Annotated in this window: 22 protein-coding genes; 11 read left to right on the forward strand and 11 right to left on the reverse strand. The window is 69.7% G+C overall.

Annotated elements, in window-relative coordinates:
• Together ABIE21_RS13980 and ABIE21_RS13985 are read left to right on the forward strand one after the other, a co-directional pair.
• A complete protein-coding gene (locus ABIE21_RS13980) occupies positions 1-2,037 on the forward strand; it encodes a bifunctional aldolase/short-chain dehydrogenase (RefSeq protein ID WP_354025438.1) in 2,037 nt (678 codons plus the stop codon).
• A 13-nt stretch (positions 2,038-2,050) separates the two neighbouring features.
• A complete protein-coding gene (locus ABIE21_RS13985; RefSeq protein WP_354025439.1) occupies positions 2,051-3,466 on the forward strand; it encodes a rhamnulokinase in 1,416 nt (471 codons plus the stop codon).
• A 105-nt stretch (positions 3,467-3,571) separates the two neighbouring features.
• On the opposite strand, the gene ABIE21_RS13990 is transcribed toward ABIE21_RS13985, so the two are convergent.
• The 3 genes from ABIE21_RS13990 to ABIE21_RS14000 are packed head-to-tail and all read right to left on the reverse strand — an operon-like array spanning position 3,572 to position 7,853.
• The gene (locus ABIE21_RS13990) at positions 3,572-4,837 is read right to left on the reverse strand and encodes a multidrug effflux MFS transporter (protein WP_354025440.1); all 1,266 of its coding nucleotides are present in this window, start codon (positions 4,835-4,837) and stop codon (positions 3,572-3,574) included.
• Positions 4,834-6,834 (reverse strand): beta-galactosidase, encoded by a 2,001-nt coding sequence (locus ABIE21_RS13995; RefSeq protein ID WP_354025441.1) that lies wholly within the window; start codon positions 6,832-6,834, stop codon positions 4,834-4,836. Before ABIE21_RS13995 ends, ABIE21_RS13990 begins: the two co-directional genes overlap by 4 nt.
• Entirely contained in the window at positions 6,831-7,853 is a 1,023-nt protein-coding gene (locus ABIE21_RS14000; protein WP_354025442.1) for a LacI family DNA-binding transcriptional regulator, read from the reverse strand. The genes ABIE21_RS13995 and ABIE21_RS14000 overlap by 4 nt, the downstream gene beginning before the upstream one ends.
• An 84-nt stretch (positions 7,854-7,937) precedes the next feature.
• On the opposite strand from ABIE21_RS14000, the gene ABIE21_RS14005 reads away from it, so the two are divergent.
• From ABIE21_RS14005 to ABIE21_RS14030, 6 genes are all read left to right on the forward strand, one after another.
• Positions 7,938-8,915: a serine hydrolase domain-containing protein gene (locus ABIE21_RS14005; RefSeq protein WP_354025443.1), complete on the forward strand. Its 978-nt coding sequence runs from the start codon at positions 7,938-7,940 to the stop codon at positions 8,913-8,915.
• A 258-nt stretch (positions 8,916-9,173) separates the two neighbouring features.
• Positions 9,174-10,472, forward strand: coding sequence for an ABC transporter substrate-binding protein (locus tag ABIE21_RS14010; protein ID WP_354025444.1), 1,299 nt, complete (start codon positions 9,174-9,176; stop codon positions 10,470-10,472).
• Between the two features lie 98 nt (positions 10,473-10,570).
• A complete protein-coding gene (locus tag ABIE21_RS14015; RefSeq protein WP_354025445.1) occupies positions 10,571-11,584 on the forward strand; it encodes a carbohydrate ABC transporter permease in 1,014 nt (337 codons plus the stop codon).
• Positions 11,581-12,477 carry a carbohydrate ABC transporter permease gene (locus ABIE21_RS14020; protein ID WP_354025446.1) on the forward strand — a complete coding sequence of 299 codons (897 nt, stop codon included), beginning with the start codon at positions 11,581-11,583 and terminating at the stop codon, positions 12,475-12,477. Before ABIE21_RS14015 ends, ABIE21_RS14020 begins: the two co-directional genes overlap by 4 nt.
• Positions 12,478-13,920: a GH1 family beta-glucosidase gene (locus ABIE21_RS14025; protein ID WP_354025447.1), complete on the forward strand. Its 1,443-nt coding sequence runs from the start codon at positions 12,478-12,480 to the stop codon at positions 13,918-13,920. It begins immediately after the preceding gene.
• A gap of 77 nt (positions 13,921-13,997) precedes the next feature.
• Entirely contained in the window at positions 13,998-15,020 is a 1,023-nt protein-coding gene (locus ABIE21_RS14030; RefSeq protein ID WP_354025448.1) for a LacI family DNA-binding transcriptional regulator, read from the forward strand.
• Here the strand turns inward: ABIE21_RS14030 and ABIE21_RS14035 are convergent.
• From ABIE21_RS14035 to ABIE21_RS14060, 6 genes are all read right to left on the reverse strand, one after another.
• Positions 15,017-15,673, reverse strand: coding sequence for a hypothetical protein (locus ABIE21_RS14035; protein ID WP_354025449.1), 657 nt, complete (start codon positions 15,671-15,673; stop codon positions 15,017-15,019). The two genes, ABIE21_RS14030 and ABIE21_RS14035, sit on opposite strands and share 4 nt — an antisense overlap.
• A complete protein-coding gene (locus tag ABIE21_RS14040) occupies positions 15,670-16,584 on the reverse strand; it encodes a carbohydrate ABC transporter permease (protein ID WP_436232343.1) in 915 nt (304 codons plus the stop codon). The genes ABIE21_RS14035 and ABIE21_RS14040 overlap by 4 nt, the downstream gene beginning before the upstream one ends.
• Positions 16,581-17,570, reverse strand: coding sequence for a carbohydrate ABC transporter permease (locus ABIE21_RS14045; protein WP_354025450.1), 990 nt, complete (start codon positions 17,568-17,570; stop codon positions 16,581-16,583). Before ABIE21_RS14045 ends, ABIE21_RS14040 begins: the two co-directional genes overlap by 4 nt.
• A 36-nt stretch (positions 17,571-17,606) precedes the next feature.
• The gene (locus tag ABIE21_RS14050; RefSeq protein WP_354025451.1) at positions 17,607-18,914 is read right to left on the reverse strand and encodes an ABC transporter substrate-binding protein; all 1,308 of its coding nucleotides are present in this window, start codon (positions 18,912-18,914) and stop codon (positions 17,607-17,609) included.
• An 86-nt stretch (positions 18,915-19,000) separates the two neighbouring features.
• A complete protein-coding gene (locus ABIE21_RS14055; protein ID WP_354025452.1) occupies positions 19,001-19,933 on the reverse strand; it encodes a family 43 glycosylhydrolase in 933 nt (310 codons plus the stop codon).
• The gene (locus tag ABIE21_RS14060) at positions 19,930-21,015 is read right to left on the reverse strand and encodes a Gfo/Idh/MocA family protein (RefSeq protein ID WP_354025453.1); all 1,086 of its coding nucleotides are present in this window, start codon (positions 21,013-21,015) and stop codon (positions 19,930-19,932) included. Before ABIE21_RS14060 ends, ABIE21_RS14055 begins: the two co-directional genes overlap by 4 nt.
• A gap of 154 nt (positions 21,016-21,169) precedes the next feature.
• Here ABIE21_RS14060 and ABIE21_RS14065 point away from each other — a divergent pair, with 154 nt between their 5' ends.
• Both ABIE21_RS14065 and ABIE21_RS14070 read left to right on the forward strand, forming a co-directional pair.
• On the forward strand, positions 21,170-22,093 hold the full coding sequence (locus tag ABIE21_RS14065; protein ID WP_354025454.1) for an NAD-dependent epimerase/dehydratase family protein: 924 nt from the start codon (positions 21,170-21,172) through the stop codon (positions 22,091-22,093).
• Positions 22,090-23,169, forward strand: a complete 1,080-nt coding sequence (locus ABIE21_RS14070; protein ID WP_354025455.1) for a mandelate racemase/muconate lactonizing enzyme family protein — start codon at positions 22,090-22,092, stop codon at positions 23,167-23,169. The genes ABIE21_RS14065 and ABIE21_RS14070 overlap by 4 nt, the downstream gene beginning before the upstream one ends.
• A 22-nt stretch (positions 23,170-23,191) precedes the next feature.
• On the opposite strand, the gene ABIE21_RS14075 is transcribed toward ABIE21_RS14070, so the two are convergent.
• Together ABIE21_RS14075 and ABIE21_RS14080 are read right to left on the reverse strand one after the other, a co-directional pair.
• On the reverse strand, positions 23,192-24,499 hold the full coding sequence (locus ABIE21_RS14075) for a Gfo/Idh/MocA family protein (protein WP_354025456.1): 1,308 nt from the start codon (positions 24,497-24,499) through the stop codon (positions 23,192-23,194).
• Positions 24,496-25,407, reverse strand: coding sequence for a PmoA family protein (locus tag ABIE21_RS14080; RefSeq protein WP_354025457.1), 912 nt, complete (start codon positions 25,405-25,407; stop codon positions 24,496-24,498). The genes ABIE21_RS14075 and ABIE21_RS14080 overlap by 4 nt, the downstream gene beginning before the upstream one ends.
• A gap of 176 nt (positions 25,408-25,583) precedes the next feature.
• On the opposite strand from ABIE21_RS14080, the gene ABIE21_RS14085 reads away from it, so the two are divergent.
• Positions 25,584-26,681 carry a LacI family DNA-binding transcriptional regulator gene (locus ABIE21_RS14085; protein WP_354025458.1) on the forward strand — a complete coding sequence of 366 codons (1,098 nt, stop codon included), beginning with the start codon at positions 25,584-25,586 and terminating at the stop codon, positions 26,679-26,681.
• Positions 26,682-26,901: the final 220 nt, after the last annotated feature.

The following is a 26,901-nucleotide window of genomic DNA, read 5'->3' on the forward strand; positions in this document are numbered from 1 at the left end:
ATGACCAACCAAGCAGCAGCAGACCTGATCGCCCGGTCGAACCGTCTGGGCTCCGACCCGCGCGTGACGAACTACGCCGGCGGCAACACCTCCGCCAAGGGGACCGAGATCGACCCGGCGACGGGCGAGGAGGTCGAACTGCTCTGGGTCAAGGGATCCGGCGGCGACCTCGGCACCCTTAAGGAGGCGGGCCTCGCGGTGCTGCGCGTAGACCGCGTGCGGGCGCTGGAGAACGTCTATCCCGGACTCGAGCGCGAAGACGAGATGGTGGCCGCGTTCGACTACACCCTGCACGGCAAGGGCGGAGCGGCACCCTCGATCGACACCGCGATGCACGCGCTCGTCGACGCGGCGCACGTCGACCACCTGCACCCCGACGCCGGCATCGCGTTCGCGACAGCCGCAGACGGCGAGGAGCTCACCGCCAAGGCTTTCGGCGGCAAGGTCGCGTGGGTCGACTGGCGCCGCCCCGGCTTCCAGCTCGGACTCGACATCGCCGCGATCAAGGACGCGAATCCCGACGCCGTCGGCGTGATCCTCGGCGGCCACGGCATCACCGCCTGGGGCGACACGAGCGACGAGGCCGAGGCCAACTCGCTCTGGATCATCAAGACCGCGGAAGACTACATCGCCGAGAACGGCAAGTCGCACCCCTTCGGCGACGACCTCCCCGGCTACGGCGCCCTCCCCTCGGAGGAGCGCCTCGCCAAGGCCGCGGCCCTCGCCGCCCACCTGCGCGGGCTCGCCTCGACAGACAAGGCCCAGGTCGGCAGCTTCACGGATGCCACGGTGGTGACCGACTTCCTCGGACTCGCCGAGCACCCGAGGCTAGCGGCCCTGGGCACAAGCTGCCCCGACCACTTCCTGCGCACCAAGGTCAAGCCGCTGCTGCTCGACCTGCCCGCCTCGGCCACTGTCGAGGAGTCGATCGCGCGCCTCGACGAGCTGCACGCCCAGTACCGCGCCGACTACCAGGCGTACTACGACGCATATGCGGCTGACGACAGTCCTTCCATCCGCGGCGCCGACCCGGCCATCATCCTCATCCCGGGCGTCGGCATGTTCAGCTACGGCGCGAACAAGCAGACCGCCCGCGTCGCCGGCGAGTTCTACATCAACGCGATCAACGTGATGCGCGGCGCCGAGGCCATCTCGAGCTACGCGCCGATCTCCGACGAGGAGAAATTCCGCATCGAGTACTGGTCGCTCGAGGAGGCGAAGCTGCAGCGCCTGCCGAAACCCAAGCCGCTCGCCGGACGCATCGCCCTGGTAACCGGTGCCGCATCCGGAATCGGCAAGGCCATCGCCACCCGCCTCGCCGCGGAGGGCGCGTGCGTCGTCATCGCCGACCTCGACCTCGAGAAGGCCCAGGCGGCCGCGGCGGAACTCGGCAACACCGACGTCGCGATCGGCGTTCAGGCCAACGTCACCAGCGAGGAGGAGGTGCAGGCGTCGATCGACGCCGCGCTGCTCGCCTTCGGCGGCCTCGACCTCGTGGTGAACAACGCCGGGCTGTCGCTGTCGAAGTCGCTGCTCGACACGACCGTCGCCGACTGGGACCTGCAGCACAACGTGATGGCGAAGGGCTCGTTCCTCGTCTCCCGCGCCGCGGCCCGCGTGCTGATCGACCAGAAGCTCGGCGGCGACATCATCTACATCTCGAGCAAGAACTCCGTCTTCGCCGGCCCGAACAACATCGCCTACTCGGCGACGAAGGCCGACCAGGCGCACCAGGTGCGGCTGCTCGCGGCCGAGCTCGGCGAGTACGGCGTCAAGGTCAACGGCATCAACCCCGACGGCGTCGTGCGCGGCTCGGGCATCTTCTCCAGCGGCTGGGGCGCGAAGCGCGCGGCGGTCTACGGGGTCCCGGAGGAGGAGCTCGGCAAGTACTACGCCCAGCGCACCCTGCTCAAGCGCGAGGTGCTGCCCGAGAACGTCGCCAACGCCGTCTTCGTGCTCTGCACCAGCGACCTCAGCCACACGACCGGGCTGCACATCCCGGTCGACGCGGGCGTCGCCGCGGCCTTCCTGCGATGACGGAGCAGCTGCGATGACCACCGCCGTCGCCGCCGTCGACCTCGGGGCGACGAGCGGGCGGGTGATCCTCGGCGCCGTCTCGGCGAACGAGCTGAGCATCCGCCCGGTCGCGCGCTTTCCGAACACCCCGGTGCGCACGGTCGACGGGCTGCACTGGAACATCCTCGAGCTCTACCGCAGCGTGGTCGCCGGCCTCGGCGCGGCCGCGCGCGAGGAGCCGGCGATCGCGAGCATCGGCATCGACTCCTGGGCGGTCGACTACGCGCTGATGCGCGGCGGGCGCATGCTCGGCACCCCGTACCACTACCGCGACGAACGCAACACGGCCGCCGTCGACGACGTGCACTCCGTCGTCTCGGCGGAGGAGCTCTACGCCGCGAACGGCCTGCAGCACCTGCCGTTCAACACGGTGTTCCAGCTCGCGGCCGACCGCGCAGCCGGCATGCTCGAGGCGGCGGAGTCGCTGCTGCTGGTGCCCGACCTGCTCGCCTACTGGATGACCGGACGGCAGATCGCCGAGCGCACCAACGCGTCGACGACCGGGCTGGTGAACGTGCGCACCGGGCGGTGGGACGACGCGTTGATCGAGCGCCTCGCACTGCCACGCTCGCTCTTTCCCGAGCTGGTCGACGCCGGCACGGGCATCGGTGCCCTGCTGCCCGAACTGCGGCGCGAGACCGGGATCGGCGCCTCGACGACGGTGACCGCCGTCGGGTCGCACGACACGGCATCCGCGGTTCTCGCAGTTCCGGCGCTGCACGACGACTTCGCCTACATCTCGTGCGGAACCTGGGGGCTCGTCGGCGTCGAGCTCGAGGCGCCCGAGCTGTCGGAGGCGGGACGGCTCGCCAACTTCACCAACGAGGGCGGCGTCGACGGCACCGTGCGCTACCTGCACAACGTCATGGGCCTCTGGCTGTTGAGCGAGTCGGTGCGCGAGTGGGAGCGCGACGGCTCGACGATCTCGCTGCCGGCGCTGCTCGCAGCCGCGACGGACGTCACCGCACCGGTCGCCGTCTTCGACGCCAACGACCCGCGGTTCCTGGCGCCGGGCGACATGCCCGCGCGCATCGCCGAGTGGTGCCGCGAGAACTCGCGGCCCATTCCGCAGAGCCGGGCCGAGTTCGTGCGCAGCATCGTCGAGAGCCTCGCCGACGCCTTCGCACGCGCGGTCGCGACGGCCGCGCAGCTCTCGGGAAAGACCGTGTCGGTGATCCACGTCGTCGGCGGCGGGTCGCAGAACGAGCTGCTCTGCCAGCTGCTGGCCGACCGTGCCGGGCTGCCGGTGCTCGCCGGCCCGGTCGAGGCGACGGCGATCGGCAACGTGCTCGTGCAGGCGCGCACCGCCGGGCTCGTCAGCGGAAGCCGGGACGCGCTGCGCTCGCTGGTGGCAGCGTCGTTCGCGCCGCGGCTGTACTCGCCGCGCTGAACCCGAGCGGCGGCGGCCAGCGGCGCATCCGCCCGCCCGTGCCCTGCGCTGCCGTGCGCTGCCAAATGAAGGAGATCTCGCGGTCGGGTCACACCTTTCCGCGGCTCAGCGGACCTTCGGCGCCGGATCTCCTTCATTCGGCAGCGAGACGGGTACGCGGCGCCGACGGAACGCGAACACGAACGTCGCGAGCGCCGCTCCCTCGAGCACCAGCATGATCACGACCGTCGCGGTCGGGGTGGCGACGCCGAACAGGCCCGCGATCGGCGACGACACCGCGGCGAAGATCATGTTCGAGGCGCCGAGCATCGACGCCGCGGTCCCGGCACGCAGCGCGTGCGGTTCCAGCGCGAAGGCCTGCAGCGCCGGCCCGACCAGCCCGAACGCCGTCGTGAAGAACAGCAGCGGCACGAGGAAGCCGAAGAACCCGGCACCCGGCAGCGCGAGCACGCTCACCAGCAGCGCCGTCGCCGAGACCACGAGCGCGCTCATGCCGATGAGCACGATGCGACGCGGCTCGAACCTTCGCGACAGCCGGGCGCTCACCTGCGCGCCGACGATCATCAGCGCGCCGTGCCCGCCGAACGCGATCGCGTACTCCGTGGGCGTGAGCCCGTAGACGTCCTGGAACAGGAACGCGCTCGACGCCATATACGTCATCATCCCGGCGAACATCAGGCCCCCGCCGACCACCACGGCCCGGAACACCGGCGACCCGAGCAGCACCCGGTAGTCGTCGCGCGCCGTCGCACCCTCGCGCAGAGCCCGGCGCGATGGCGGATTCGTCTCCGACCGCAGGAACACCGTGAACGCGAGCACCACGAGCACGCAGCCGTAGCCGGTGAGCACCCAGAACAGCCCGCGCCAGTCGGTGACGGTGAGCAGCTGCGCGCCGAGCGCCGGCGAGAGCACCACGAAGAAGCCGCTGATCACCGAGAGGTTCGCGATGAACCGCAGCATCGCCGGCCCCGACACGGTGTCGCGCACCAGCGCGATGCCGATCACCGCGCACGCGGCCGCGCCCAGACCCTGCGCGAACCGGCTGACGACCAGCCACTCGATCGACGGGGCGAGCGCGCACGAGACCGTGGCGACCGTGTAGATCAGCAGCGCGACCGCGAGCGGCCTGGTGCGCCCCACCGCGTCGGAGATCGGCCCGGCCGCGAGCTGGCCGATCGCCATGCCGATGAACGCCCCGGTGAGGGTGAACTGCACGAGCGCCGGCGTGGTGCCGAGCTCGTCCTGCAACTGCGGGAACGACGGCAGGTAGAGGTCCATCGTCAGCGGCCAGATGGCCTGCAGCATTCCGAGCGAGACGATGAACATCAACCGGCGCCGGCCGTCGGCGCGCATCCGACCGGTCGGGGTCACACGGCGTCCCGCAGCATCACGTAGCCGAACGGCTCGAGCGTCGCCCCGTCGGGCAGGGTCACCGGGGAAGTGTCGTGGTTGATCAGCGTGACCACGTCGCCGCGGCGCACGGCTTCCACCGTCGGCGGCAGTCCGACGGCGACCGGCTCGATGCCGGCCGCGTCGAAGACGTAGGCGGCGACGCCGGCGCACCCCGTGGCATCCGGAATCGTGGCCAGGTAGTACGCGCGCCCCCGGCCGACCTGGTTCACGGTGAAGGCGGGCCGCCCGTCGAGCCGGCCGCCCACGAAGTCGCCGAGCGAGGTGGCGCCGTCGAGGTGGATCTCCTCGGCGAGCAGCGTGCCCGTGACCGGGCCGACCGCGCCGTTCAGCGGGACGAAGACCTGGCCGGGGCCGGATGCCTCGGGTGCGGCAGTAGAGGAATCGCCGGCAGAGGAACCGCCGGCGGCTCCCCCGCCCGGAGGCACGAGCGCGCCGAAGTCCTCGAGCCAGATTCCAAGTGCCGAGCGGAGCTGCGTGAGGTAGCCGCCGTCGCGGAACGCGTCGTTCTCGTCGACGAGGTCGCTGAACGCGGTGACGAGCAGGTGGCCGCCGGCGTTCGCGAAGGCGAGCAGGTTGTCGGCGCCCTCGGTCGTCAGGAGATACAGCTGCGGCGCGATGACGACGCGGTACCCGGTCAGGTCGCTCGTCGGCTGAACGAGATCGACCTGCACGTGCTGGCGGTGGATCGCCGAGTACCAGCGCTGCACGAGCGCGAGGTAGTCGAGCACGACGGGGTGGTCGGGGTTGCCGAGCGCCCACCAGTTCTGCCAGTCGAACACGATCGCGACGTGGGCGTCGCGCGATCCGGCGGGTAGCTTCGGCAGCTCGGCCAGCTCGGCGCCGAACTCGACCACCTCACGCCAGGTGCGGGTGCGGGTGCCCGCCTGGGGCAGCATCGCCGAGTGGAACTTCTCGCTGCCCGCCCGCGACTGGCGCCACTGGAAGAACATGATGCCGTCGGCTCCGCGGGCGATCGCCTGCATGCTGAGCGCGGCCATCTGGCCGGGTGCCTTGGGGGCGTTGGTCGGGCGCCAGTTCAGGGCGTTGGTGGCCTGCTCCATCAGCAGCCACGGGGTGTCCGGCTTGAGCGAGCGCATCAGGTCGCGGGCGAACGCCGCGGCCCGGAACGACTCCGGGTCGTTCGGGTCGGGGTAGCAGTCGTCGGTGATGACGTCCATCTCGCGGGCCCAGCGCCAGTAGTCGGCGGGTGGGAACGCGCCCATGAAGTTCGTCGTCACCGGCTGGGTGGCGCCCGCCTCGTGGATGATGCGCTTCTCCATCAGGAACAGCTCGAGCAGCGTGTCGGAGGTGAACCTCTTGAAGTCGAGCTCGCCGGCCGGGTTGCGGCTGTACGGCGCCTTGCGCGGCGGCACGATCTCGTCGAACGACGCGTAGCGCTGCGACCAGAAGTCGGTGCCCCAGGCGGCGTTGAGCGTGTCGATGGTCTCGTACTTAGCGGCCAGCCAGGCTCGGAAGGCGATCGCGGCGTTTTCGGAGTAGTCGTAGTTCAGGTGGCAGCCGTACTCGTTGTTGACGTGCCACAGGACGACGGCCGGATGCTTCGCATAGCGGTTCGCGATGGCCCTCACCAGCTCGGCGGCGAGCCGCCGGTACTCGGGCGACGAGGGCGCGAACTGCTGGCGTGATCCCGGCCAGTAGGTGGCGCCGTTCTCGTCCTGCGGCAGCATCTGCGGGTAGGCGGCGGTGGCCCACGGCGGCGGCGACGCGGTCGCCGTCGCGAGGTCGACGGCGATGCCGCCCTCGTGCAGCAGGTCGATCACCGTGTCGAGCCACTCGAAGTCGAAGACGCCCTCGGCCGGCTGGATGCGCGACCAGGCGAAGATACCGAGGCTCACCATCGTGACCCCGGCCTCGCGCATGAGCCGCACGTCGTCGTGCCAGATCTCTTCCGGCCACTGCTCGGGGTTGTAGTCGCCGCCGTAGTGCATGGTCATGTGGCTCTTCCTCTGCTGGTTGTCGAGGCGCGCACGATGAGCTGCGGCTCGTAGACGATGGACTGGGTGCGGAACCCCTCGGGGTCGGCGAGCTCCTGGATGAGCAGGGTGGCTGCGGTGTTGCCCATGCGCCGGCTCGGCTGCCGAACCGACGTGAGCGGGATGACCGCGGCCGCCGAGAACACGATGTCGTCGTAGCCGACCACCGCGACGTCTTCCGGAACGCGCAGCCCGGTGCCGGTGAGGCCCTGGATGATTCCGAGCGCGAGCATGTCGTTCGCGGCGAAGATCGCATCGGGCCGCTCGGCGGCGGGAAGCGGCGCGATCGCCCTGCCGTACTCTAGGCCGCTCGTGGCGTCGATGAAGGCGCCGGTCTCGACGCGCAGCGAGGCGTCGGGAGCCTCGGCGAGCGCCGCGCGGAAGCCCTCGAGCCGGTCGCGCATCTGCCGCACGCTCAACAGCCCGCCGACGAACCACAGCCTGCGGCGACCGAGTCCGAGCAGGTGCTCGCCCGCCAGCGTGCCGCCCACGACGTCGTCGGTGGAGACCGAGGAGAACGCCCGCCGGTCGTCGACCCGGTCGATGAGCACGGCGGGGGTGCCCCTGCGGCGAAGGCCGTCGAGTTGCTCGAGCACGTCGCCCGACGGCACGATGAGAACGCCGTCGACGCCCTGGCGTTCGAACAGCTCGAGGTATCCGGTCTCGCCGTCGGGCCGCGAGGAGCTGTTGCCGAGCAGCACCGAGTAGCCGGCGGCTCGCGCGGCCTCCTCCACGCCGGTCGCGACGTCGGTGAAGAAGGGGTTGCTGATGTTGATCACCGCGAGGCCGATGAGCTTGCTGTTGCCGGACCGCAACCGGCGGGCCGCCTCGTTGCGCACGAAGCCGAGCTGGTCGATCGCGCGCTGCACCTTGTCGACGGAGGCGGTCGAGACGCGCCCCGGATTGTTGAGCACGTTCGAGACGGTGCTCATCGAGACGCCGGCGAGCGCGGCGACGTCCCTGATGCTCGCACTCGACACTGAACCACCTCGTTGCAACGATCTAAGACTTCTGGGCTGAAGCCAACGATAGCAATCATCCGAGCTTTGTGTATCGTTGCAATTATGACCGCGACGAAGCATCCGAACGCCTTCGACTGGGCCAAGCACCAGGTCGACTCAGGAACCCTGCCCACGGCCGTTCTCGGCATCGCCACATCGAGCGGGACGACGGATGTCGCGGCCTTCGGCTCGAGCGGCGCCCGGGTGGCCGCGGTCGACGACGCGTACCCGCTGTTCTCCATCACGAAGCCGATAGTGGCTCTCGCCGCCCTGCGCGCGGTGGAGCGCGGACTGCTCGCCCTCGACGCCCCGCTCGTCGGTGCCGTGCCCGAGTTCGGCCGCGGGGACGTCACGCTCACCCACCTGCTCAGCCACACGTCGGGTATCGCCGAGCCGCCCCTCGACGCTTCCGGGCTGCGTCGCCTGCTGGTCGACGGCGGCGCCGACTTCGACGCCGGCTCCATGTCGCGCTACTCCACGATCGCCTTCGAGGGCGTCTCGGCGCTCGTCGAGCACGCGACGGGCTCCCCGCTCGACGAGTCGATCGCCTCCCTCGCGGCCGACGTCGGCATGCCGGGCCTGACCTTCGACCGCGCCTGCGACCCGCATCCGGTCTACGACGCCGCCGAGCAGGGGGTCGACTACGAGGCGTTCGCCGCACTGCGGCATCCGGGCGCCGGCCTCTTCGCGACGGCCGCAGACCTGCTCGCCCTGGGCTCGGCGCTGCTGCGCGACGACGGCACCGCCGTTCACCGCACCACCCGCACCGCCATGCTGCGACCCCTCACGACCGGTCTGCCCAAGCTGGAGCCGTACCCCGAGCGCCGCGGTCAGGACTGGGGTCTCGGCTGGAACCTGCGCCACTCGGCGCCAGGCCTGCTCGAGCGCGGCGTGTTCGGCCACGGGGGCTGGGCGGGCACCGAGTTCTGGGTCTATCCCGAGCTCGACGTCTGCTTCGTGCTGCTCACCAACGTCGCGAGCCCGGGCCGGCTCGGATTCAACGCCGATCCGCTCTTCAACGCGGTGGCCGCCGGCGTGTAGCCCGGTCGCGCGGCGGGCGCGCCCGTCCCGCGCCCGCCCGGCGCGCCGCGAGTTGTCACCAACGGGGCGCCCGGGCACTCTGTCACCCCCACGGGTGACAAGTCGCCGCTCGACCAATTTCAGAGAGCGCTCTCTCAAACGCTTGACGGGGCGCGGCGAGTGCGCATAGTGTGGCTTCCACTTCGCGAGAGAGCGCTCTCTGGACAGTCGCAGAGAGCGCTCTCTCGCGCCCACGCACACACACACAAAGGAGTGACTGTGAACAGATCACGACGTACCGCGGCCATAACCATCGCCGGCGCGACAGCCTTCGCCCTTCTTGCGACCGGATGCGCATCCGGGGGCGGCGGCGGATCGGACGACGGCAAGGTCACGCTGTCGATCACGACGTTCGGCACCATGGGTGTCGACGCCAACTACGAGAAGTACATGGAGGAGAACCCGAACGTCACCATCGAGGCGACGAACCTCGAGGGTGGCGGCGCGGCACGTGACGACGCCTACGCGAAGATCGCGGCCGGCACCGGCCTCAGCGACGTCGTCGCCATCGAGGAGGGCTGGCTCGGCACCATCCAGGAGGTGAGCGGATCCTTCGTCGACCTGCGCGACTACGGCATCGAAGATGTCAAGGACAACTGGCTCGACTGGAAGTACGAGCAGGGCACCGACGCCGACGGCCGCGTCATCGGCGCCGGTCTCGACATCGGTCCGCAGGGCATCTGCTACCGCGGCGACCTGTTCGCCGCGGCCGGCCTGCCGAGCGAGCGCACGGAGGTCGCCGAATACCTCGGTGGCGCGGATGCGACGTGGGAGCGTTTCTACGAGGTGGGCAACGAGTACGTGGCCGCGAGCGGCAAGGCGTTCTACCACTCCCCCCGGTTCTTCTGGAACTCCTTCGTGAACCAGCAGGAAGAGGGCTACTACAAGAAGGACGGCGAGACCCTGAACATCGAGGGCAACGACGTGCTCAAGGACCAGCTCGCCATGATCGTCGAGGCGGAGAACGACGGCCTCGGCGCCGGCCTCCCCGGCTGGGACGTCGGGCCCGAGGCAAAGAACGACGAGTTCGCCACCTACATGTGCCCGAGCTGGATGCTCGGCATCGTGCAGGGCTACTACGACGCAGGCACCACAGACAGCGGCTGGGACTTCGCAGACGTCCTCCCCGGCGGATCGGCCAACTGGGGCGGCGCCTTCCTCGGTGTCTCCGAATCCTCTGAGCACAAGGAGGAGGCGGCCAAGCTCGCGCTCTGGCTCTCCGCCCCCGCACAGCAGGCGGCCTCGTTCGAGCTCGCCGGCCCGTTCCCGAGCACCGTCGAAGGCCAGGAGCTCGTGAAGACCTCGACGAACGACTTCTTCAACAACGCGCCCGTCGGCGAGATCTTCGCCGCACGATCCGAGGGCGTCATCGCCCAGGTGAAGGGTCCGGAGGACTCCAACATCCAGGACAACGTGTTCGGCCCCGTGTTCGACCGCGTGAGCCAGGGGGAGATCACCGACGGTGACACCGCCTGGAAGGAAGCGATCAAGCTTCTCAACCAGCTCGTCACCGAGTAGCAACACCTCGAGCAGGCGGCTCCCCGCGCCATCCGGCCGCGGAGCCGCCTGCCCACCCCGACTGCACCACACCCTCAAACGCGCGGATTGGCTGGGCGATGACCACCACACTCGGGGCCCAGCGGGCGCCCTCCACACTGACCTTCAGACAGAAGCTCTCGCGGCTCGACTACAAGGCGTCTCCCTACCTGTACATCGCGCCGTTCTTCATCCTGTTCGCCCTCATCGGCGTCTTCCCCATCGTCTACACGCTGAACGTCTCGCTCTACGACTGGCATCTGCTCAAGGGCCAGGGCGACTTCGTCGGCTTCGACAACTACGTCTCGGTGCTCACCGACCCGTTCTTCTGGAACGCCTTCGGCAACACCGTCAGCATCTTCCTGCTGTCGGCGATCCCGCAGCTCGTCTTCGCGACGGTCATCGCCGCCGTGCTCGACCAGACGATCCGGGCGCGTACCTTCTGGCGCATGAGCATCCTGCTGCCCTACATCGTCGCGCCGGTGGCCGTCGCCGTGATCTTCCTGCAGGTCTTCAACCAGTACCACGGCCCCATCGCCGGGCTGCTCGAGCTGTTCGGGCTCGACCCGATCCGCTGGTCTTTCGACGTGTTCCCCTCCCACGTCGCCATCGCGAGCATGGTCAACTGGCGGTGGACCGGCTACAACGCCCTCATCCTCCTCGCCGCCATGCAGTCGATCCCGCGCGACGTCTACGAGTCGGCGGCCCTCGACGGCGCCACCAAGGCGCGGCGGTTCTGGTCGATCACGATCCCGATGATCCGTCCCACCCTGATCTTCGTGGTCATCACCTCGACCATCGGCGGACTGCAGATCTTCACCGAGCCGAAGCTGTTCGACGGACGCACGAACGGCGGCGGCAACCGCCAGTTCCAGACCATCGTGCTCTACCTCTACGAGCTGGCCTTCCCGCGCCGCGACTTCGGTCGGGCGTCGGCCACCGCGTGGATCCTGTTCGTCATCATCATCCTCGCCGGCCTCATCAACTTCGCGATCTCGCGGGCCATCCGCACCAACGACGTGCGGCCCACGCGCATCCCCCGGGTCAGACCGGCCGCGCTGATCACACCGACCAAGAACGGACGCCGATCATGAGCGCACTCCTCGACCGACCGCGGCTCGCTCCGGCGGTGAGGGAGGAACGCCAGTCGAAGCGCCGCAAGGTGTACGAGGCGCCCGGGTTCCTCACCTACGCCCTGCTCTTCGCCTTCTTCGCCGGGTCGGCCTTCCCGCTCTGGTGGTCGTTCGTCATCGGCAGCCGCCAGTCGTCGGACACCAACCTGGTTCCTCCGACGATCGTGCCGGGCGGCAACTTCCTCAGCAACGCGGCGAAGGTGTTCGAGACGGTGCCGTTCTTCCAGGCGCTTATCAACAGCATCGTCATCTCCGGCGCCATCACCGTCTCGGTGGTGTTCTTCTCCACGCTCGCCGGCTACTCCTTCGCCAAGCTGAAGTTCCGGGCGAGCAACGGACTGCTGCTCAGCGTCATCGCCACCATGGCAATCCCGACCCAGCTCGGCATCATCCCCCTGTTTATGCTGATGGCCCAGTGGCACTGGATCGGCACCCTGCAGGCGGTGATCGTGCCAGGGCTCGTGACGGCCTTCGGCGTGTTCTTCATGCGCCAGTACCTCGTCGACGTGATCCCCGACGAGCTCATCGAGGCGGCCAGGATGGATGGCGCGAGCATGTGGGGCACGTTCTGGCACGTCGCCCTTCCCGCAGCGCGCCCCGCGATGGCCGTGCTCGCACTGTTCACGTTCATGGCTGCCTGGACCGACTTCCTCTGGCCGCTCCTCGTGCTCGGCCCGACCAACCCGAGCGTGCAGACCGCGCTCGCCTCCCTCAGCGCGAGCGGCGGGCAGACTCCTGACAACGCGATGGTGCTCGCGGGCGCGGTGCTCTCGGTGATCCCCCTGCTCATCCTGTTCCTCCTGGCGGGCAGGCAGCTCGTCGCCGGGATCATGCAGGGCGCGGTGAAGGGCTAGATGTCGATCTCGATTCTGCCGACCACCGCCGGCAGCCCGGACTACCGCGACGCCGGGCTCGTCTTCCCTCCCGACTTCCTGGTCGGCTCGGCCACCGCCGCGTACCAGATCGAGGGTGCCGTGAACGAGGACGGCAGGGGGCCCTCGATCTGGGACACCTTCAGTCACACTCCCGGCCGTATAGTCGCGGGCGACACCGGCGACGTGGCCGACGACCACTACCACCGGCTCGAGAGCGATCTCGATCTGATGGCCGATCTGGGGCTGGAGGCGTATCGGTTCTCGATCGCGTGGCCGCGCATCCAGCCGCTCGGCTCTGGACCGGCCAATCAGGCCGGCCTCGACTTCTACGGTCGCCTCGTCGACGGGCTGCTCGCCCGAGGCATCCGCCCCATCGCCACCCTCTACCACTGGGACCTGCCGCAGGCGTTGGAGGACGAGGGCGGATGGACCAACCGGGCCACCGCCTACCGCTTCGCCGAGTACGCCGCGATCGTCGGCGCCGCCCTCGGCGACCGGGTCGCCACGTGGACCACGCTCAACGAGCCGTGGTGCTCGGCGTATCTGGGCTACGGCTCGGGCGCGCACGCCCCGGGACGCACCGAGCCGCTCGCCGCGCTGCAGGCGGTACACCACCTCAACCTCGCCCACGGCCTGGCGCTGGTGGCGCTCCGCGAGACCGTGACGAGCGACGCCGAGTACTCGGCGACGCTCAACTTCCACGTGATCCGGGGCGACCACGCCACGTCGCCCGAGGCGATCCGCCGCATCGACGCGCTCGCCAACCGCGGGTTCACCGGACCGATGCTCACGGGCGCCTACCCGGCCGACCTGATCGAGGACACCGCGGCGATCACCGACTGGTCGTTCGTTCTGCCCGGCGACCTGGCGATCATCCACCAACCCATCGACTTCCTCGGCGTCAACTACTACTCCACCGCGACCGTGCGCATGTGGGACGGCGTCGGGGCGAGACAGAACGCCGACGGGCACAAAGACGTCGGCGGCTCGCCCTGGCCGGGCAGCGAGCACGTCGAATTCCTCGTGCAGGACGGCCCGTACACCGCGATGGGATGGAACATCGCCCCCGACGGGCTCGAGGAACTGCTCGTCTCGCTGCACCGAGCCCACCCCGGGCTGCCGCTCGTCATCACCGAGAACGGTGCGGCGTTCGACGACACCGTCGACGACGGACGGGTCGACGACCCTGAGCGCACCGACTACCTGCGCCGCCACTTCACCGCCGCCCACCGCGCCATCGAACGCGGGGTCGACCTGCGCGGCTACCTGGTCTGGTCGCTGCTCGACAACTTCGAGTGGGGCTACGGATTCAGCAAGCGGTTCGGCATCGTGCACGTCGACTACGCGACCCAGCAGCGCACCGTCAAGGACAGCGGCAGGTGGCTCGCTCTGCTGATAGCGGGGCACGTCATCCCCGAGTAACCGGCGGTCACTAAGATTCCAATGGCACGGCCGCCCGTTGCGGGAACGCCCGGCACGAAGAGCGACGAGAGGCGACAATGACGAGTGAAGACACCGTCGAGGGCGGAAAGCCCACGCTCGAGGCCGTCGGTGCCCTCGCGGGTGTCTCCAGGGCCACGGTCTCGCGGGTGATCAACGGCTACTCGACGGTGAAGCCCGAGATGGTCGAGGCGGTCAACAACGCCGTCGCGCAGCTGCGCTACGTGCCCAACCGCGCTGCCCGCAGCCTCGTCCGCCGCCGCACCCAGATGATCGCGATGGTCATCCCGGAGCGCACGGCCGAGTTCTTCGCCGACCCCTACTTCGCCGAGGTCATCCAGGGCGCCGCGATGTACGCGTCGTCGACCGACCACACGCTGACACTGCTGATCGAGTCGGATGCCGACCCGGAGAAGACCCGCCGCTACCTCACCGGCGGAAACGTCGACGGCGCGCTCATCCTCTCCCACCACAGCAGCGTGCCGGCGTATGTCGAGCTCGCCGACGCCGTGCCGATGGTCTTCGGCGTGCGACCGCTCGAGCCCACCGCTCGCCAGATCCACGTGGTCGACGTCGACAACGTGGAGGCCGCCGTCACCGCCACCCGTCACCTCGTCGAGCGTGGCCGCACCCACATCGCCACCATCGCGGGGCCGCTCGACACCGCCGCGGGCATCGACCGCGTGCAGGGCTGGCGCTCGGCGATCAGCGACGCGGGTCTCACCCCCGGACCGCTCGAGGCGGGCAACTTCACGCCCGCGAGCGGCGGCGAGGCCATGCAGCGGCTGCTCGACGGCGGCGAGCGCATCGACGCCGTGTTCGCGGCCTCGGCTCAGATGGCAGCGGGAGCCCTCGAGGTTCTCCGCACCCACTCGATCAGGATCCCCTACGACATCGCCGTCGCGAGCATCGACAACAACTACTTCTCGACGAGCTCGACGCCGCCTCTGACGACCGTCGACCTCGACACGGCGAACAAGGGCGCCGTGCTCGTGAAGACGCTCCAGCGCCTGATCGACGGGGAAGAGGTGGCTCCGTTCACCGCGGTGCCGACCACGCTCGTGGAGCGGCAGTCGGTCTAGGCTCGCGCCGCGTGCCGCACCGAGATCGCGGCCACGGCGAAGCACAGGCAGCCGAACGCCGGGATGACGAGCGGCGGCAGCATCCACGTGAACAGCACCACGAGGCCGGCGGCCACGACGAGGTAGACCGAGCCCACGGCATCCGTTCTCAGCGCCGTGAGCCCGACCCGCACCGAGGCGCGCCAGCCGAGGCCCGGAGTCCACGATGCCGCGACCCAGAGCATGAGCACGGTGACGGCCGCGAGCAGCACGGCCGCGATCGCGCCCACCGCCACCCCGCCGGGCAGGGCGCCGCTGCCGACGAGCAGCAGGTCGATCAGCAGCACTCCGGTGATCGCGAGCCAGGCGCAGCCGATGCCGACCCCGCCGAGGAATCCCTCGCGCAGGTCGCCGCCGACGAGCGCGAGCTGCGAGCCGTCCGCGCGCAGAAACCGCATGAGATGGCGTTTTCCGACCGCGACCGCGAGCGGGATCGTCACGATGGGCAACGACAGCACGAGCACGATGATGCCGGTCAGCAGCACCTCGCCGAACAGGGCGAAGCGCTGCTTGGCGCCCGGCCAAGTCGTCGCGGCGGCGTCGGTGGGCCCGATCCCGGACGTCGCCTGGGACCTGGCCGACCGCGCCTGCTTGCGCGACGACGCGATGGTCATCCCTTCAGCCCCTGCGTCGCGACGCCCTCCACGAGGAACCGCTGGAAGATGAAGAAGAACAGCGCGATCGGTATCAGCGCGAGCACCGAGATCGCGATCGTGGCGCCGTAGTCCGACACGCTCGTCTGGTCGTTGTACAGCCGCAGCGCGAGCGGCAGCGGGTACTTGTCGGTCGAGTTGAGATAGAGCAAGGGACCCAGGAAGTCGTTCCAACTCCAGATGAAGGCGAAGATCGCGCTGGTCACGAGGGCCGGCTTGATGAGCGGCAGCGTGATCGAGAAGAAGACACGCGGATGACCCGCGCCGTCGATCCTCGCCGCCTCGTCGAGCTCCATCGGCAGGTTGCGGATGAACTGCACCATGAGGAACACGAAGAAGGCCTCGGTCGCGAGGAACTTCACAACGAGCAGCGGCACGAACGTGTCGACCAGGCCGAGGCGCTGGAAGATGATGTACTGCGGGATGATCAGCACGTGGAACGGCAGCAGCAGGGTGGCGATCATCAGGCCGAAGAAGACCTTGCTGCCCGCGAACCGAACCCGGGCGAAGGCGTATGCGGCCATCGACGACGAGATGATGACGCCGATCACGGAGCCGACGGCCAGCAGCAGCGAGTTGAGGAAGAACGTGTAGACGGGGATGCCACCGATGCCCTGTAGCACCTTGACGTAGTTCTGGATCGTCGGATTCTCGGGGAACAGGGCGACGTTGCCGTTGATGTCGGCCGAGGGCTTGAACGATGCGAGCACCATCCACAGCAGCGGGTAGAGCACGACCGCGACGATCGCGACGAGCACCACGGCCCAGACCACGGTGGCCCAGGTCTTGCGCTTCTTCCACGAGGTCTTGCTGCGGACGGGCTTGCCGTCCAGCGGCAGCACGGGGGCGAGTTCGGTATCGAGCGTGGTCACTTGAGGTCACCTCCGTAGTGCACCCAGAACTTCGAGGTGCGGAACAGGATAAAGGCAACGATGCCGACGACCACGAGGAGCAGCCAGGCCATCGCCGAGGCGTAGCCCATCTGCAGGTCGCCGAAGGCCCGCTGGTAGAGGTACACGGTGTAGAAGTTGGTGCTGCCCGCCGGCCCGCCGGTTCCCGACGAGATGATGAACGCCGACGCGAAGATCTGGAATGCCCCGATCATCTCGAGCAGCAGGTTGAAGAAGATGACGGGCGAGAGCATCGGCAGGGTGACGCTCTTGAACTTGCGCCACGGACCGGCCCCGTCGACATCCGCCGCCTCGTACAGCTCTCCGGGGATCTGCTTGAGGCCGGCGAGGAAGATGACCATGGGTGCGCCGAACTGCCAGACCGCGAGGAGGATCATCATCGGCATGACCAGGGCGGGGTTTCCCACCCAGCCGCCGAGGTCGACCCCGAGCACGCTCAGTCCGCTGTCGACCGGTCCGTCGGCGTTGAACATCGCGCGCCAGACGATCGCGACGCTGACGCTCGCGCCGATGAGCGACGGAGCGTAGAACGCCGAGCGGAAGAAGCCGGAGCCCTTGCTGCGGTAGTTGAGCAGCATCGCGACGCCGAGGGCGGCCGCGAGCTTGATCGGGGTGCCCACGAGAACGTAGATGAGGGTGATCTGCACCGACTGCTGGTACTGCGGGTCGTTGAACATCCGCACGAAGTTGTCGAGGCCGATCCACTCCGGGTCGGTGAACAGGTTGTACTTCGTGAAGGCGAGGTACAGCGAGATGAGCATCGGCCCGAGGGTGAGCACGAAGAACCCGATGAGCCACGGAGTGAGAAACAGGTAGCCCGCTATCCCGTCGCGCTTCTTCTCACTGAGCTTGGGGCGGCCCCCGGCCCGACGATTGCTCGTCGGGCCGGAAGGTGCTGACCCCAGCGGCGCGGCCGAGTCGGACGCCTGCCGTTGTGTTGTGGTCATCGTGAATCTCCGAGCGTCGTTGCTGGCTGGTGCCGGTTAGTTGTTGAGCGCGATCTCAGCTTCGCTGAAGAACTGCTTCACCGCGTCGTCGATCGAGATGGCGCCGAGGTCGATGCTCTTTCCGAGATCCCAGAACTTCTGCTCGATGGATGCCGCGCCCTCGGGCGGCAGCGGAGGCGCGTCTCCGAGGCGGTCGGTGATCGACTCCTCGTAGGCGAGCACGTTCGCGTCCTGGCCGGAGAGCTCGGCACCGTCGCGCTGGGTCTCGGAGGCCGGGATTCCGCGAGATGCGCCGAAGATCTTGCCGACCTCGGGGTCGTTGGTGAGGAAGTCGATGAGCTTGGCGCCCGCGGGTCCGACCTTGGTCTTCGACGACATCGCGAGGAGCATCGACGGCTTGAGGTAGAGGTCCTTCGCGTCGGCGTCGTCGGTGGGCGGCGCGGTCAGCACGAGGTCGTCGACGGCCTTGCCGGAGTCGGCGAGGTAGCCGGCGCCGAAGTTGTCCCAGGTCAGCTCGCTCGCCGCGATGTTCGCGCCGAAGCCGGAGACCGGGTTGAGCTCCTCGAGGCGCTGCTGCGGAACGATGACGCCCTCACGGATGTCGGCTGCCGACTCCCAGAACTCGGTGAGGTCGCCCTCGTCGAAGCCGAGCTCTCCCTCGTCGGTGTAGAGGTTTCCGCCGGCCTGGCGCAGGCTCAGCTCGAAGTTCTGGATGCGCTGCGTGGGGTCGGCTCCGCCGTAGACGCCGTTGCCTTTCGCTGTGACGTCGTCCATCCACTCGTAGTAGTCCTCCCAGCTGGTGCCGCCCTCGTAGGGTTCGGCGCCGATGCCGGCGATGAGCGTCTTGTCCTGGAACATCGCCCAGGCGTTGGTGCTCGAGATCAGGCCGTACGACTCGCCGTCGATGTCTCCGACGGAGAGCGCCGTCTCGGGGATCGCGTCGACGTCGATGTTCGTGCCGTACTCGGGGGTGAGGTTGTAGAGCAGTCCACGGCTGCCGAACGAGTCCATCTGCGAGTAGTCGAACTGCATAACGTCGGGGAGTCCGCCGCCGGCCGCCTCGGTGGTGCGCTTCTCCCAGTAGGAGGGGTAGTCGGTGAACGTGCCGTTGACGGTGACGTTCGGGTACTCCTTCTCGAAGAGCGCGATGGCCTCTGTGTACTTGGAGGCGCGGTCGTCGTTGCCCCACCAGGTGAAGTTGATCGTGGCCTTGGCGTCGGGGTCGAACTCGCCGCCGCCGTCGGTGGCCGCGGGGCCGGAGCCCGCGCAGGCGCTGAGTGCCAGAACGGCTGCTGCTGAGACCGCGATCGCTGTCGCGGTGCGGCGGGAGTGCTTGTAGAACATCGTTGTCCTCCTGGATAACGTCGCTGTAGTCCGTGGTTCACGCTGGGAAAGCGTTATCCGAAGCCTAGGTTGAATCCATTCAATCGTCAATCCATTGGCAACAATTGTTGCCGTGGCGGCGCGAAGTCGCGCCGCGCAACCAGTCTTCCACCGTCGACGGAGAGCTGCGCGGCGTGGATCCGTGTGCGTCTGGCTGCCAGCGGCGTGGCATCCGCCAGCTCCACCCCGTCCCACTCCGGATGGGTGAAGTAGAAGATCAGCGCGGTGTCGGCGCCGGTCACCACGACGTCGGCGTGGCGCCCGACCTGCCGGTCGAGCGGGTGCTCGCCCGGCTCGGCGAGCAGCAGCCCGGGCTGCCGGGTCCAGTGCACGCCGTCGTCGCCGCGGTACACGGCCTGCCCGCGCCACTCGTCGACGATCAGCCACCACGCTCCCCCGAGCTCGAAGACGTTCGGCCCCTCGTGCGGCTGCCCGCCGACCGCGAGCCCCTCGCGGACGAACGAACGGCCGTTCGCGCTCACGGCGCTCCACGTGGTCGACTCCTCGGCCTCGTCTTTGAACCACAGCCGCACCCGGCCGTCGGGGGTGCGCGCCACGGCGGCGTCGATGGCGAAGTCGCTGCCGACGTCGACCCGGCCCACCCTGGTCCAGCTCTCGAGGTCGTCGCTCTCGAAGTGCACGATGTGCCGCTCGTGTCCGGCCCACTCGCTCGGGGCCCCCGCGATCCAGGTGAGGTAGAGGTGGTACGTGCCGTCGAGCCGCACGACCTCCGGCGCCCAGTGCGTATTGCCGTCGCCGTCGCCGAAGTCGACGACCCCGCGGTACTGCCAGCTCGCCCCGCCGTCGGTCGACACGGCGACGCCGATGCGGCTGCCGTGCACCCATTCGACGCCGGCGCCCTCGAGCAGGGCGCGCCGCTGGGTGTAGAACATCCACCATTCCGTCGTGCCGTCGCGGCGGATCACCGTGGGGTCGGATGCGCCCTGCCAGAGCGCGTCCGCGTAGATCGGCGCGCTCACGGGCGGTTGTCGGCGACCGGTGCCCGCAGCGTGCCGCGCAGCTCGGGGTCGCCCTGCACCGCAGGGCGGCCGATGGTGCCGCCCAGACGCGCCGAGGCGTAGAACGCGGTGACGATCTCGAGAGCCCGGGCGGGCTCGGCGGCGACGGCGGGCAGCGGGTCGCCGGCGATGAGCGACGCGTAGACGCTCGCGAGCAGCGCGTCGTGCCCGCTCGGGGTGTCGTCGTGCGGGAACTCCCAACCCGCCGCCTCCTCGGCCGACACGGAGGGCGCCGGCGTGATGCGCCAGTGCGAGCGGTCGTGCCCGTAGAGGTGGTCGACCTCGATCGTGGCGCGCTCGGTGTCGATGCGGATCGAGCTGGTCTGACGCGGCGAGACGACGCTGGTGGAGACGGATGCCACGGTGCCGGCCTCGAACAGGATCGTGCCGGTCGACACGTCCTCCGTCTCGACGTCGCGTTCCTGGCGCCAGAGTTGCGCCGACGCCGCGCGCCAGTCGCCCAGCAGGTAGGCGAGCAGGTCGATCTGGTGGATGCCGTGGCTCAGCGTCGTGCCGCCGCCCTCGGTCTCCCAGCGTCCGCGCCACGGCACGGAGTAGTACTCGGCGTCGCGCAGCCAGAGCGTGTCGCAGGCGGCGAAGAGCGCGCGGCCGAGCGCTCCGCTGTCGAGCAGGCGTTTGACGTGGTCGGCGGCCGTGCCCGTGCGCTGCTGGAAGACCACTGCGAACCGGCGGTCGGCGCGAGCCGCGGCATCCGTCATCGACTGCAGTTCGGTCAGGGAGAGCGCCGGCGGCTTCTCGGCGATGACGTGCGCGCCGTGGGCGAAGGCGGCCACCGCCTGCGGCTCGTGCACGCCCGGAGGTGTGCAGAGGTGCACGACGTCGATCTGCTCGGCCGCGAACAGCTGCTCGATCGACTCGAATGCGGCGCCGGCGCCGTGCGTCGCGGCGAATTCCGCGGCGCGGCGGGGCATCACGTCGGCGACGGCGACCAGCCGCACGCCGGGCGTCGCGGCGATGCTCTCGGCGTGCAGGACGGCGACGGAACCGGTTCCGACGATAGCGGCGCGGAGTTCTTGGGTCACGGTGTGTCTCTTCTCGATCTCGAGGACCGCCACGGGTCTGCCGCCCTGGCCTCGCTCCTTTGCGGGTGCCGCGCCGCCTTTGTGCCGGGCGTCGCGTCGAGCCTAGAGTGTAACCGAGAAAGCGCTTTCTGGGCCGATGACGATGGGGATATCGATGAAGACTGTGGTCACCGGCGGGGCCGGACGCCTCGGACGCAGCACCCTCGATGCCCTCGCCCGCGCGGGCCACGAGGTGATCTGCATCGACCGTGTGCCGGCCCCTGATTTCGCCGGCCGCCAGATCGACGTCGACCTGCTGCACCCGTCGGCGTTCTCGAACTTCGTCGGCGACGAGCGGCCCGACGCGATCGTGCACCTCGCCGCGATCGCCGTGCCGTTCAGCGCACCGGAGGCGGTCACGCTCGAGACGAACTCCCGGCTCGCGTTCACGGTGCTCGACGCCGCCCGCGAGCACGGGGTAGCCCGCGTGCTCGCGGCCTCGAGCCCGACCGTCATCGGCTACGGCAGCCCGACCGGCTGGGCCCCCGACGTTCTGCCGATCGACGAGCGGCACCGCACCCGGCCGTGGAACGCCTACGCGCTGTCGAAGCAGCTCGTCGAGTCGATGGTTGCCATGTTCTCGCGGCAACAGACGGCGACGGTCTTCGGCGCGTTCCGCCCGTGCTTCGTGATCTCGCCGCCCGAGTGGGCGGGCGAGCCCACCCAGCAAGGGCACACCGTCGCCGACCGGCTGCGCGACCCGTCGCTGGCCGCCGTCTCCCTCTTCAACTACGTCGACGCCCGGGATGCCGCCGCGTTCGTGCTGGCCTGGCTCGAGCGGGCGGGCCCGCCGCAGAGCGGCCGGGTCTACTTCGTCGGCGCCGACGACGCCCTCGCGACCGAGCCGCTCGCGACGCTCCTCCCCCGCTTCCTGCCCGGGGTCGACGCCTCGGCGCTCGACGGGTCGTCCCCGGCGTTCAGCTCCGCGGCCGCGAAGCGCGAGCTCGGCTGGGCACCGCAGCACGGCTGGCGCACCGAGCTCGATCCGGCCGCACTCGCGTCTTTCGGTGTCGTGACTCCGGGTTCGGGCACCTCGTGACCGCCACCATCGCGCGCGTCACCACGACGCCGCTCACCGCGTCGATGCCGCGGCCCTGGGTGCCCGAGGCTCCCTGGCTGCACCTCGTGCGGGTCGACGTCGAGTGCTCCGACGGCGTCGTCGGAACGGGCTTCTCGTGGACCCCGACCATCGGTGCCGCCGCCGTGCGCGCGCTCATCGACACCGACATCGCGGCCTTCGTCACGGGACGCACCGCCGACCCGCGCGAGCTCTGGCCGCAGCTCTGGCGCCACCTGCACGAGGCCGGCGGCGCGGGCATCACCACGATCGCGATGGCCGGGGTCGACCTGGCCCTGTGGGACGCGGCCGGCCGCCGCGCCGGGCTCGGCCTCGCCGACAGCCTGGGGCGCATCCGCTCACGGGTCGGCGTCTACGGCAGCGGGGTCAACCTGCACTACCCGATCGACGAGCTCGTGGCGCAGGCGCGTCGCTGGGTCGACACCGGATACGACGCCGTGAAGATCAAGGTCGGCAAGGCGGATGTCGCGGAGGACGTCGATCGCGTCGCCGCCGTGCGCGAGGTGCTCGGCCCACACCTTCGGCTGATGATCGACGCGAACCAGCGCTGGGACCTGCCGACCGCCCTCACGGCGCTCGACCGGCTCGCGCCCTTCGACCCGCACTGGATCGAGGAGCCGCTGCGCTCCGACGACACGCTGGGCTACCTCGAACTGCGCGGGTCGATCGGGATCCCGGTCGCGATGGGCGAGAACGTGCACACGCTGCACCGGTTCCGTGAGCTGGCGCGGCTCGGGGCGGCCGACATCCTGCAGCCCAACGTCGTGCGCGTCGGCGGCATCACGCCGTTCCTCGAGATCGCGGCGCTCGTCGACGACGCCGACCTGCGCCTCGCGCCGCACCTGCTGCCCGAGCTGAGCGGACAGCTCGCCATGGTGATCGCACAGGAGACCGAGATCGAGCGCGTCGAGGACGCCGACCTCGACACCCTCGGGCTGCTCGACGGCCCGAGCCCCGTGGTATTCGAGGGCGCCTCGCTCACCGCGCCGGGTGCGCCCGGGATCGGCGTGACTCTCGTCGGCAGCTCTCCGGTGTAGGCGCAGCCGGCGCGAACGCCCGCTACACCCCGAGCGAGTCGATCAGCACGGGGGCGCCGGACGCCAGCGACAGGTTGCCGGCGATGCCGACCGACACGGCCTTGACCCCGTCGGCGTAACCGGCCGGGCGGCCGAGCGGGTCGGTCGTGATGCGGTTGAACACGTGGTCGAGCAGGTAGGCGTCTCCGCCGCCGTGGCTGCCGATCCCGTCGGGGATGGGCACCTCGACCGCAGCCTCCCAGTGCCGCTGCAGAACAAGCCGCTCGCCGGCCGGCCTCAGGTCGTCGCCGAGGTCGTCCGAGGGCGTCGCGCTCGGGTCGACCACGACCACGCCGTCGTCGCCGACGAGCACGGCGCCGCGCTCGATCACCTCGAGCTCGGCCCGCCCCTGGGTGCCGTTGACCGAGACCCGGTACCCCTCCCACGGGCTGTGCGCGTTGAGCGAGTACGACATCGTCGCGCCGTTGTCGTAGTCGACGAGCAGCGCCAGGTTGTCTTCGATCGTGATGCCCGTATCGAAGACGTCGCGGTCGCGCACGTAGCCGTCGAGGTGCTCGTTGTCGAGGTAGAGCCCCTTGAGCCGCGGATCGGCCGCCATGTCGAGCACGAACGGGTCGCCTGCGGCCGTGTTACGGGCCGGGCGCGCGCCGAGCCCCCGCGCCGCCGCGTTCTCTGCGCCGTAGAACCGCAGCCCGCCGCTCGCGTAGACACGGCTCGGCGAGGCGTCGATCCACCAGTTGACGAGGTCGAAGTGGTGCGAGGCCTTGTGGATGAGCAGCCCGCCCGAGCTCTGCTTGTCGCGGTGCCAGCGACGGAAGTAGTCGGCGCCGTGCACCGTGTCGAGCACCCACTCGAAGTGCACGGATGTCACGTCGCCGATCGCACCCGACTGGATCAGCTCGCGCAGCGCCGAGTTGCGGGGGCTGTACCGGTAGTTGAACGTCGTGACGACGCTGCGCCCGCTCTGCTCGATGGCGGACGCGATCTGGCGCAGCCCCTCGACGCCTATGGTGATCGGCTTCTCGACGACGACGTCGGCACCCGCGAGCAGCGACCGCGAGACGAGCTCCGCGTGGGTGAAGTCGGGCGAGGTGACGATCACGCGGTCGATCCTCTGCTCGGCGATCGTGCGCTCGAGCTCGTCGGGAGCGAACCGCGACGGAACCGGCGTGCCGTCGGCGACGAACTCGGCCTCGTAGAAGTCGAGACGGCCGGGGTTCGTGTCGCTCCAGGCCACGAGTTCGGCGACGTCGGCGTGCACGCCGCGGATCGCCTCGAGGTACATGTGGGCGCGGTGCCCCGTTCCGATGAGGGCATAGCGTTCGGTCACGGTAGATCCTTGTCGTCGTCGTCGTCGTCGTGGTCGTCGGTCTGGGTCGCGGATGCGGCGAGGGCGGCGGCCCGCGCCCCGTCTGACGGGCCGTCGGCGACCACGACGGAGTAGCGGAAGCGCACCTTCTCACCCGCCGCGACCGCGAGCGCCTCGGAGAAGAACGGAGCGGGGCAGAGGCCCGCGTAGTCGTCGGTGCGCAGGAACCAAGGGGGCGAATGCCCCGGGGCGGCACGGTCGTCGACCATCACGACGGTCGCGGCGTCGGCCGAGTATGCCATCCACGGGTGTTCGGACCCCATGGCGGCCTCGCCATCCGACACGAGCGCCGCGCCGCCGACCATCGACTCCGGGCCCCGCCAGAACAGGCCGCCGTAGCCCGCGTTCTCGCGCCCTTCGGTCGACGGAGAGCCGATGCGGATGCTCGCCCCCGTCACATTGCGCATCACGGTGTCGAAGACGAGAGTCCAGGCATCCGCCCCGCCCGTCACCGAGATGCGGCGTTTCTCGGTGAAGACGGGGTCCCCGTCGAACGAGATCCACTGCAGCTGCTCTTCGATCTCGACGCCGTGGTCGTCGGCCGCGAATGCGGTGAAACCCCGGTGGTCGACCCGGCCGTTGTTGGGCAGCTGCACGTAGCCCTCGTCGCGCACGTAGGTGGGGCCGCCCCAGAAGTTGTGGGCGCCGACATTGGGGAGCGACCAGGCGAGCCCGGCGTGCCAGACGTGGTCGGCCGGGCGGTGCTGTGTGACGACCTCGCCGGCGAGGGTGCGCAGCGGGTGGAAGTAGGGACGCGGCGACTCGAGCTGCTCGGCCGCGGACCGGTAGACGTAGGTGAGAACCTCGACACCGTCGATCGACACCGCGACGCTGCCGTCGGCACGGTCATCCGCCCTGAATCTCGTCATCCTCGTGCCTCTTCGCAATCGACCAACCCGTCAACTGTAGCGGGGAAGCGCTTTCTCGGTCGAGTCGCACCCTCATCCGGCGGCTGCGCAATATGCTGTCCACCGTCGGCCCGACACGCGCGTGCCCCGTGCACGCGCGCCGTCGACCGCCCACCGAACCCCCGTAAGGAGCGCCCGTGACCGACCAGCGCACATCGCCCGTCACGCTGCACGACGTCGCCCAGGAGGCCGGCGTCTCGCTCGCGACCGCCTCGCGCGCCCTCAACGGCAGCTCCCGGACCGTGAACGACGCCTACCGGCAGCGCGTGCTGGCCGCGGCGAGCAAACTCAACTACTCGACCAACCTCTCGGCGCAGGCGGTGGCGAAGGGGTCGACGACCTCGGTCGCGTTGATCGTCGGAGACATCTCCGACCCGTACTTCTCGTCGATCGCCGCGGGCGTCATCAAGGGCTCGGACGACGCCGGTCTCATCGTCACCATGTCGGTCACCGAGCGCTCAACCCAGCGAGAGCTCGAGCTGGTGCGGGCGCTGCGCGGCCAACGTCCGCGCGTGATCATTCTCGCCGGCAGCCGCAGCTCCGAGGAGGAGCACCAGGGGGCGCTCGCGCAGGAGCTCCAGGCCTTCGAGAGCAACGGCGGGCGCGTCGTGTTCGTGAGCCAGCACGAGCTCCCGTTCGACACCGTGCGCATCGACAACTACGGCGGCGCCCGCGCACTCGCGCTCGAACTGGTGGCGCTGGGCTACACCCGGTTCGCCGCGATCACCGGCGAGCACGCTCTGCTCACCGCGACCGACCGGCTGGCCGGCTTCAGCGACGGACTCGCCTCGCACGGCATCATGATCGCGCCCGACCACATCGTCACGGGAGCGTTCACCCGTGACGGCGGCTACGCGGGCGCGCTCGAGCTGGTCGACCGCGGCATCGACGACGTCGAGCTGGTCTTCGCCGTCAACGACGTGATGGCGATCGGAGCGATGAGCGGACTGCGCTCCCGCGGCATCGAGCCCGGCCGCGATATCGCGATCGCCGGCTTCGACGACATCCAGACGGTGCGCGACGTAACGCCCGCGCTGACGACGGTGAGCATCCCGCTGTTCGAGGTGGGCGAGTCGGCGCTCGCGGTGGCGCTGCGTCCGCGCGACGTCGGCGTCGGCGTCGTGACCGGCGACGGCGCAGGGGCAGGCGTTGCGGGGGCGAGCGCGGAACGCGACGTCGCCGTGGCGACCTCGGTCGTGCTGCGCGCGAGCACGCCGGGCATCGCCGTCCGCTGAGGCTGCGCACTGAGACTGCGCCCGAGGCCCGCCCACTGAGGCCGCCCGTCGGCACCGCCCGGTAGCCCGCGCCTAAATTTGCGGGAGAACGACTCATACCCGCGGAGATACATCGTTCTCCCGCAAATTTCGGCCGCATGCGGCCACGTGCCGTCGCGAGTTGTCACCAACGGGGCGACCGCGGTTCTGGATAGCCCACTTTGCGACAACTCGGCGCATC

It is taken from the genome of Conyzicola nivalis, assembly GCF_040548875.1.
Lineage (GTDB): Bacteria > Actinomycetota > Actinomycetes > Actinomycetales > Microbacteriaceae > Conyzicola > Conyzicola nivalis_A.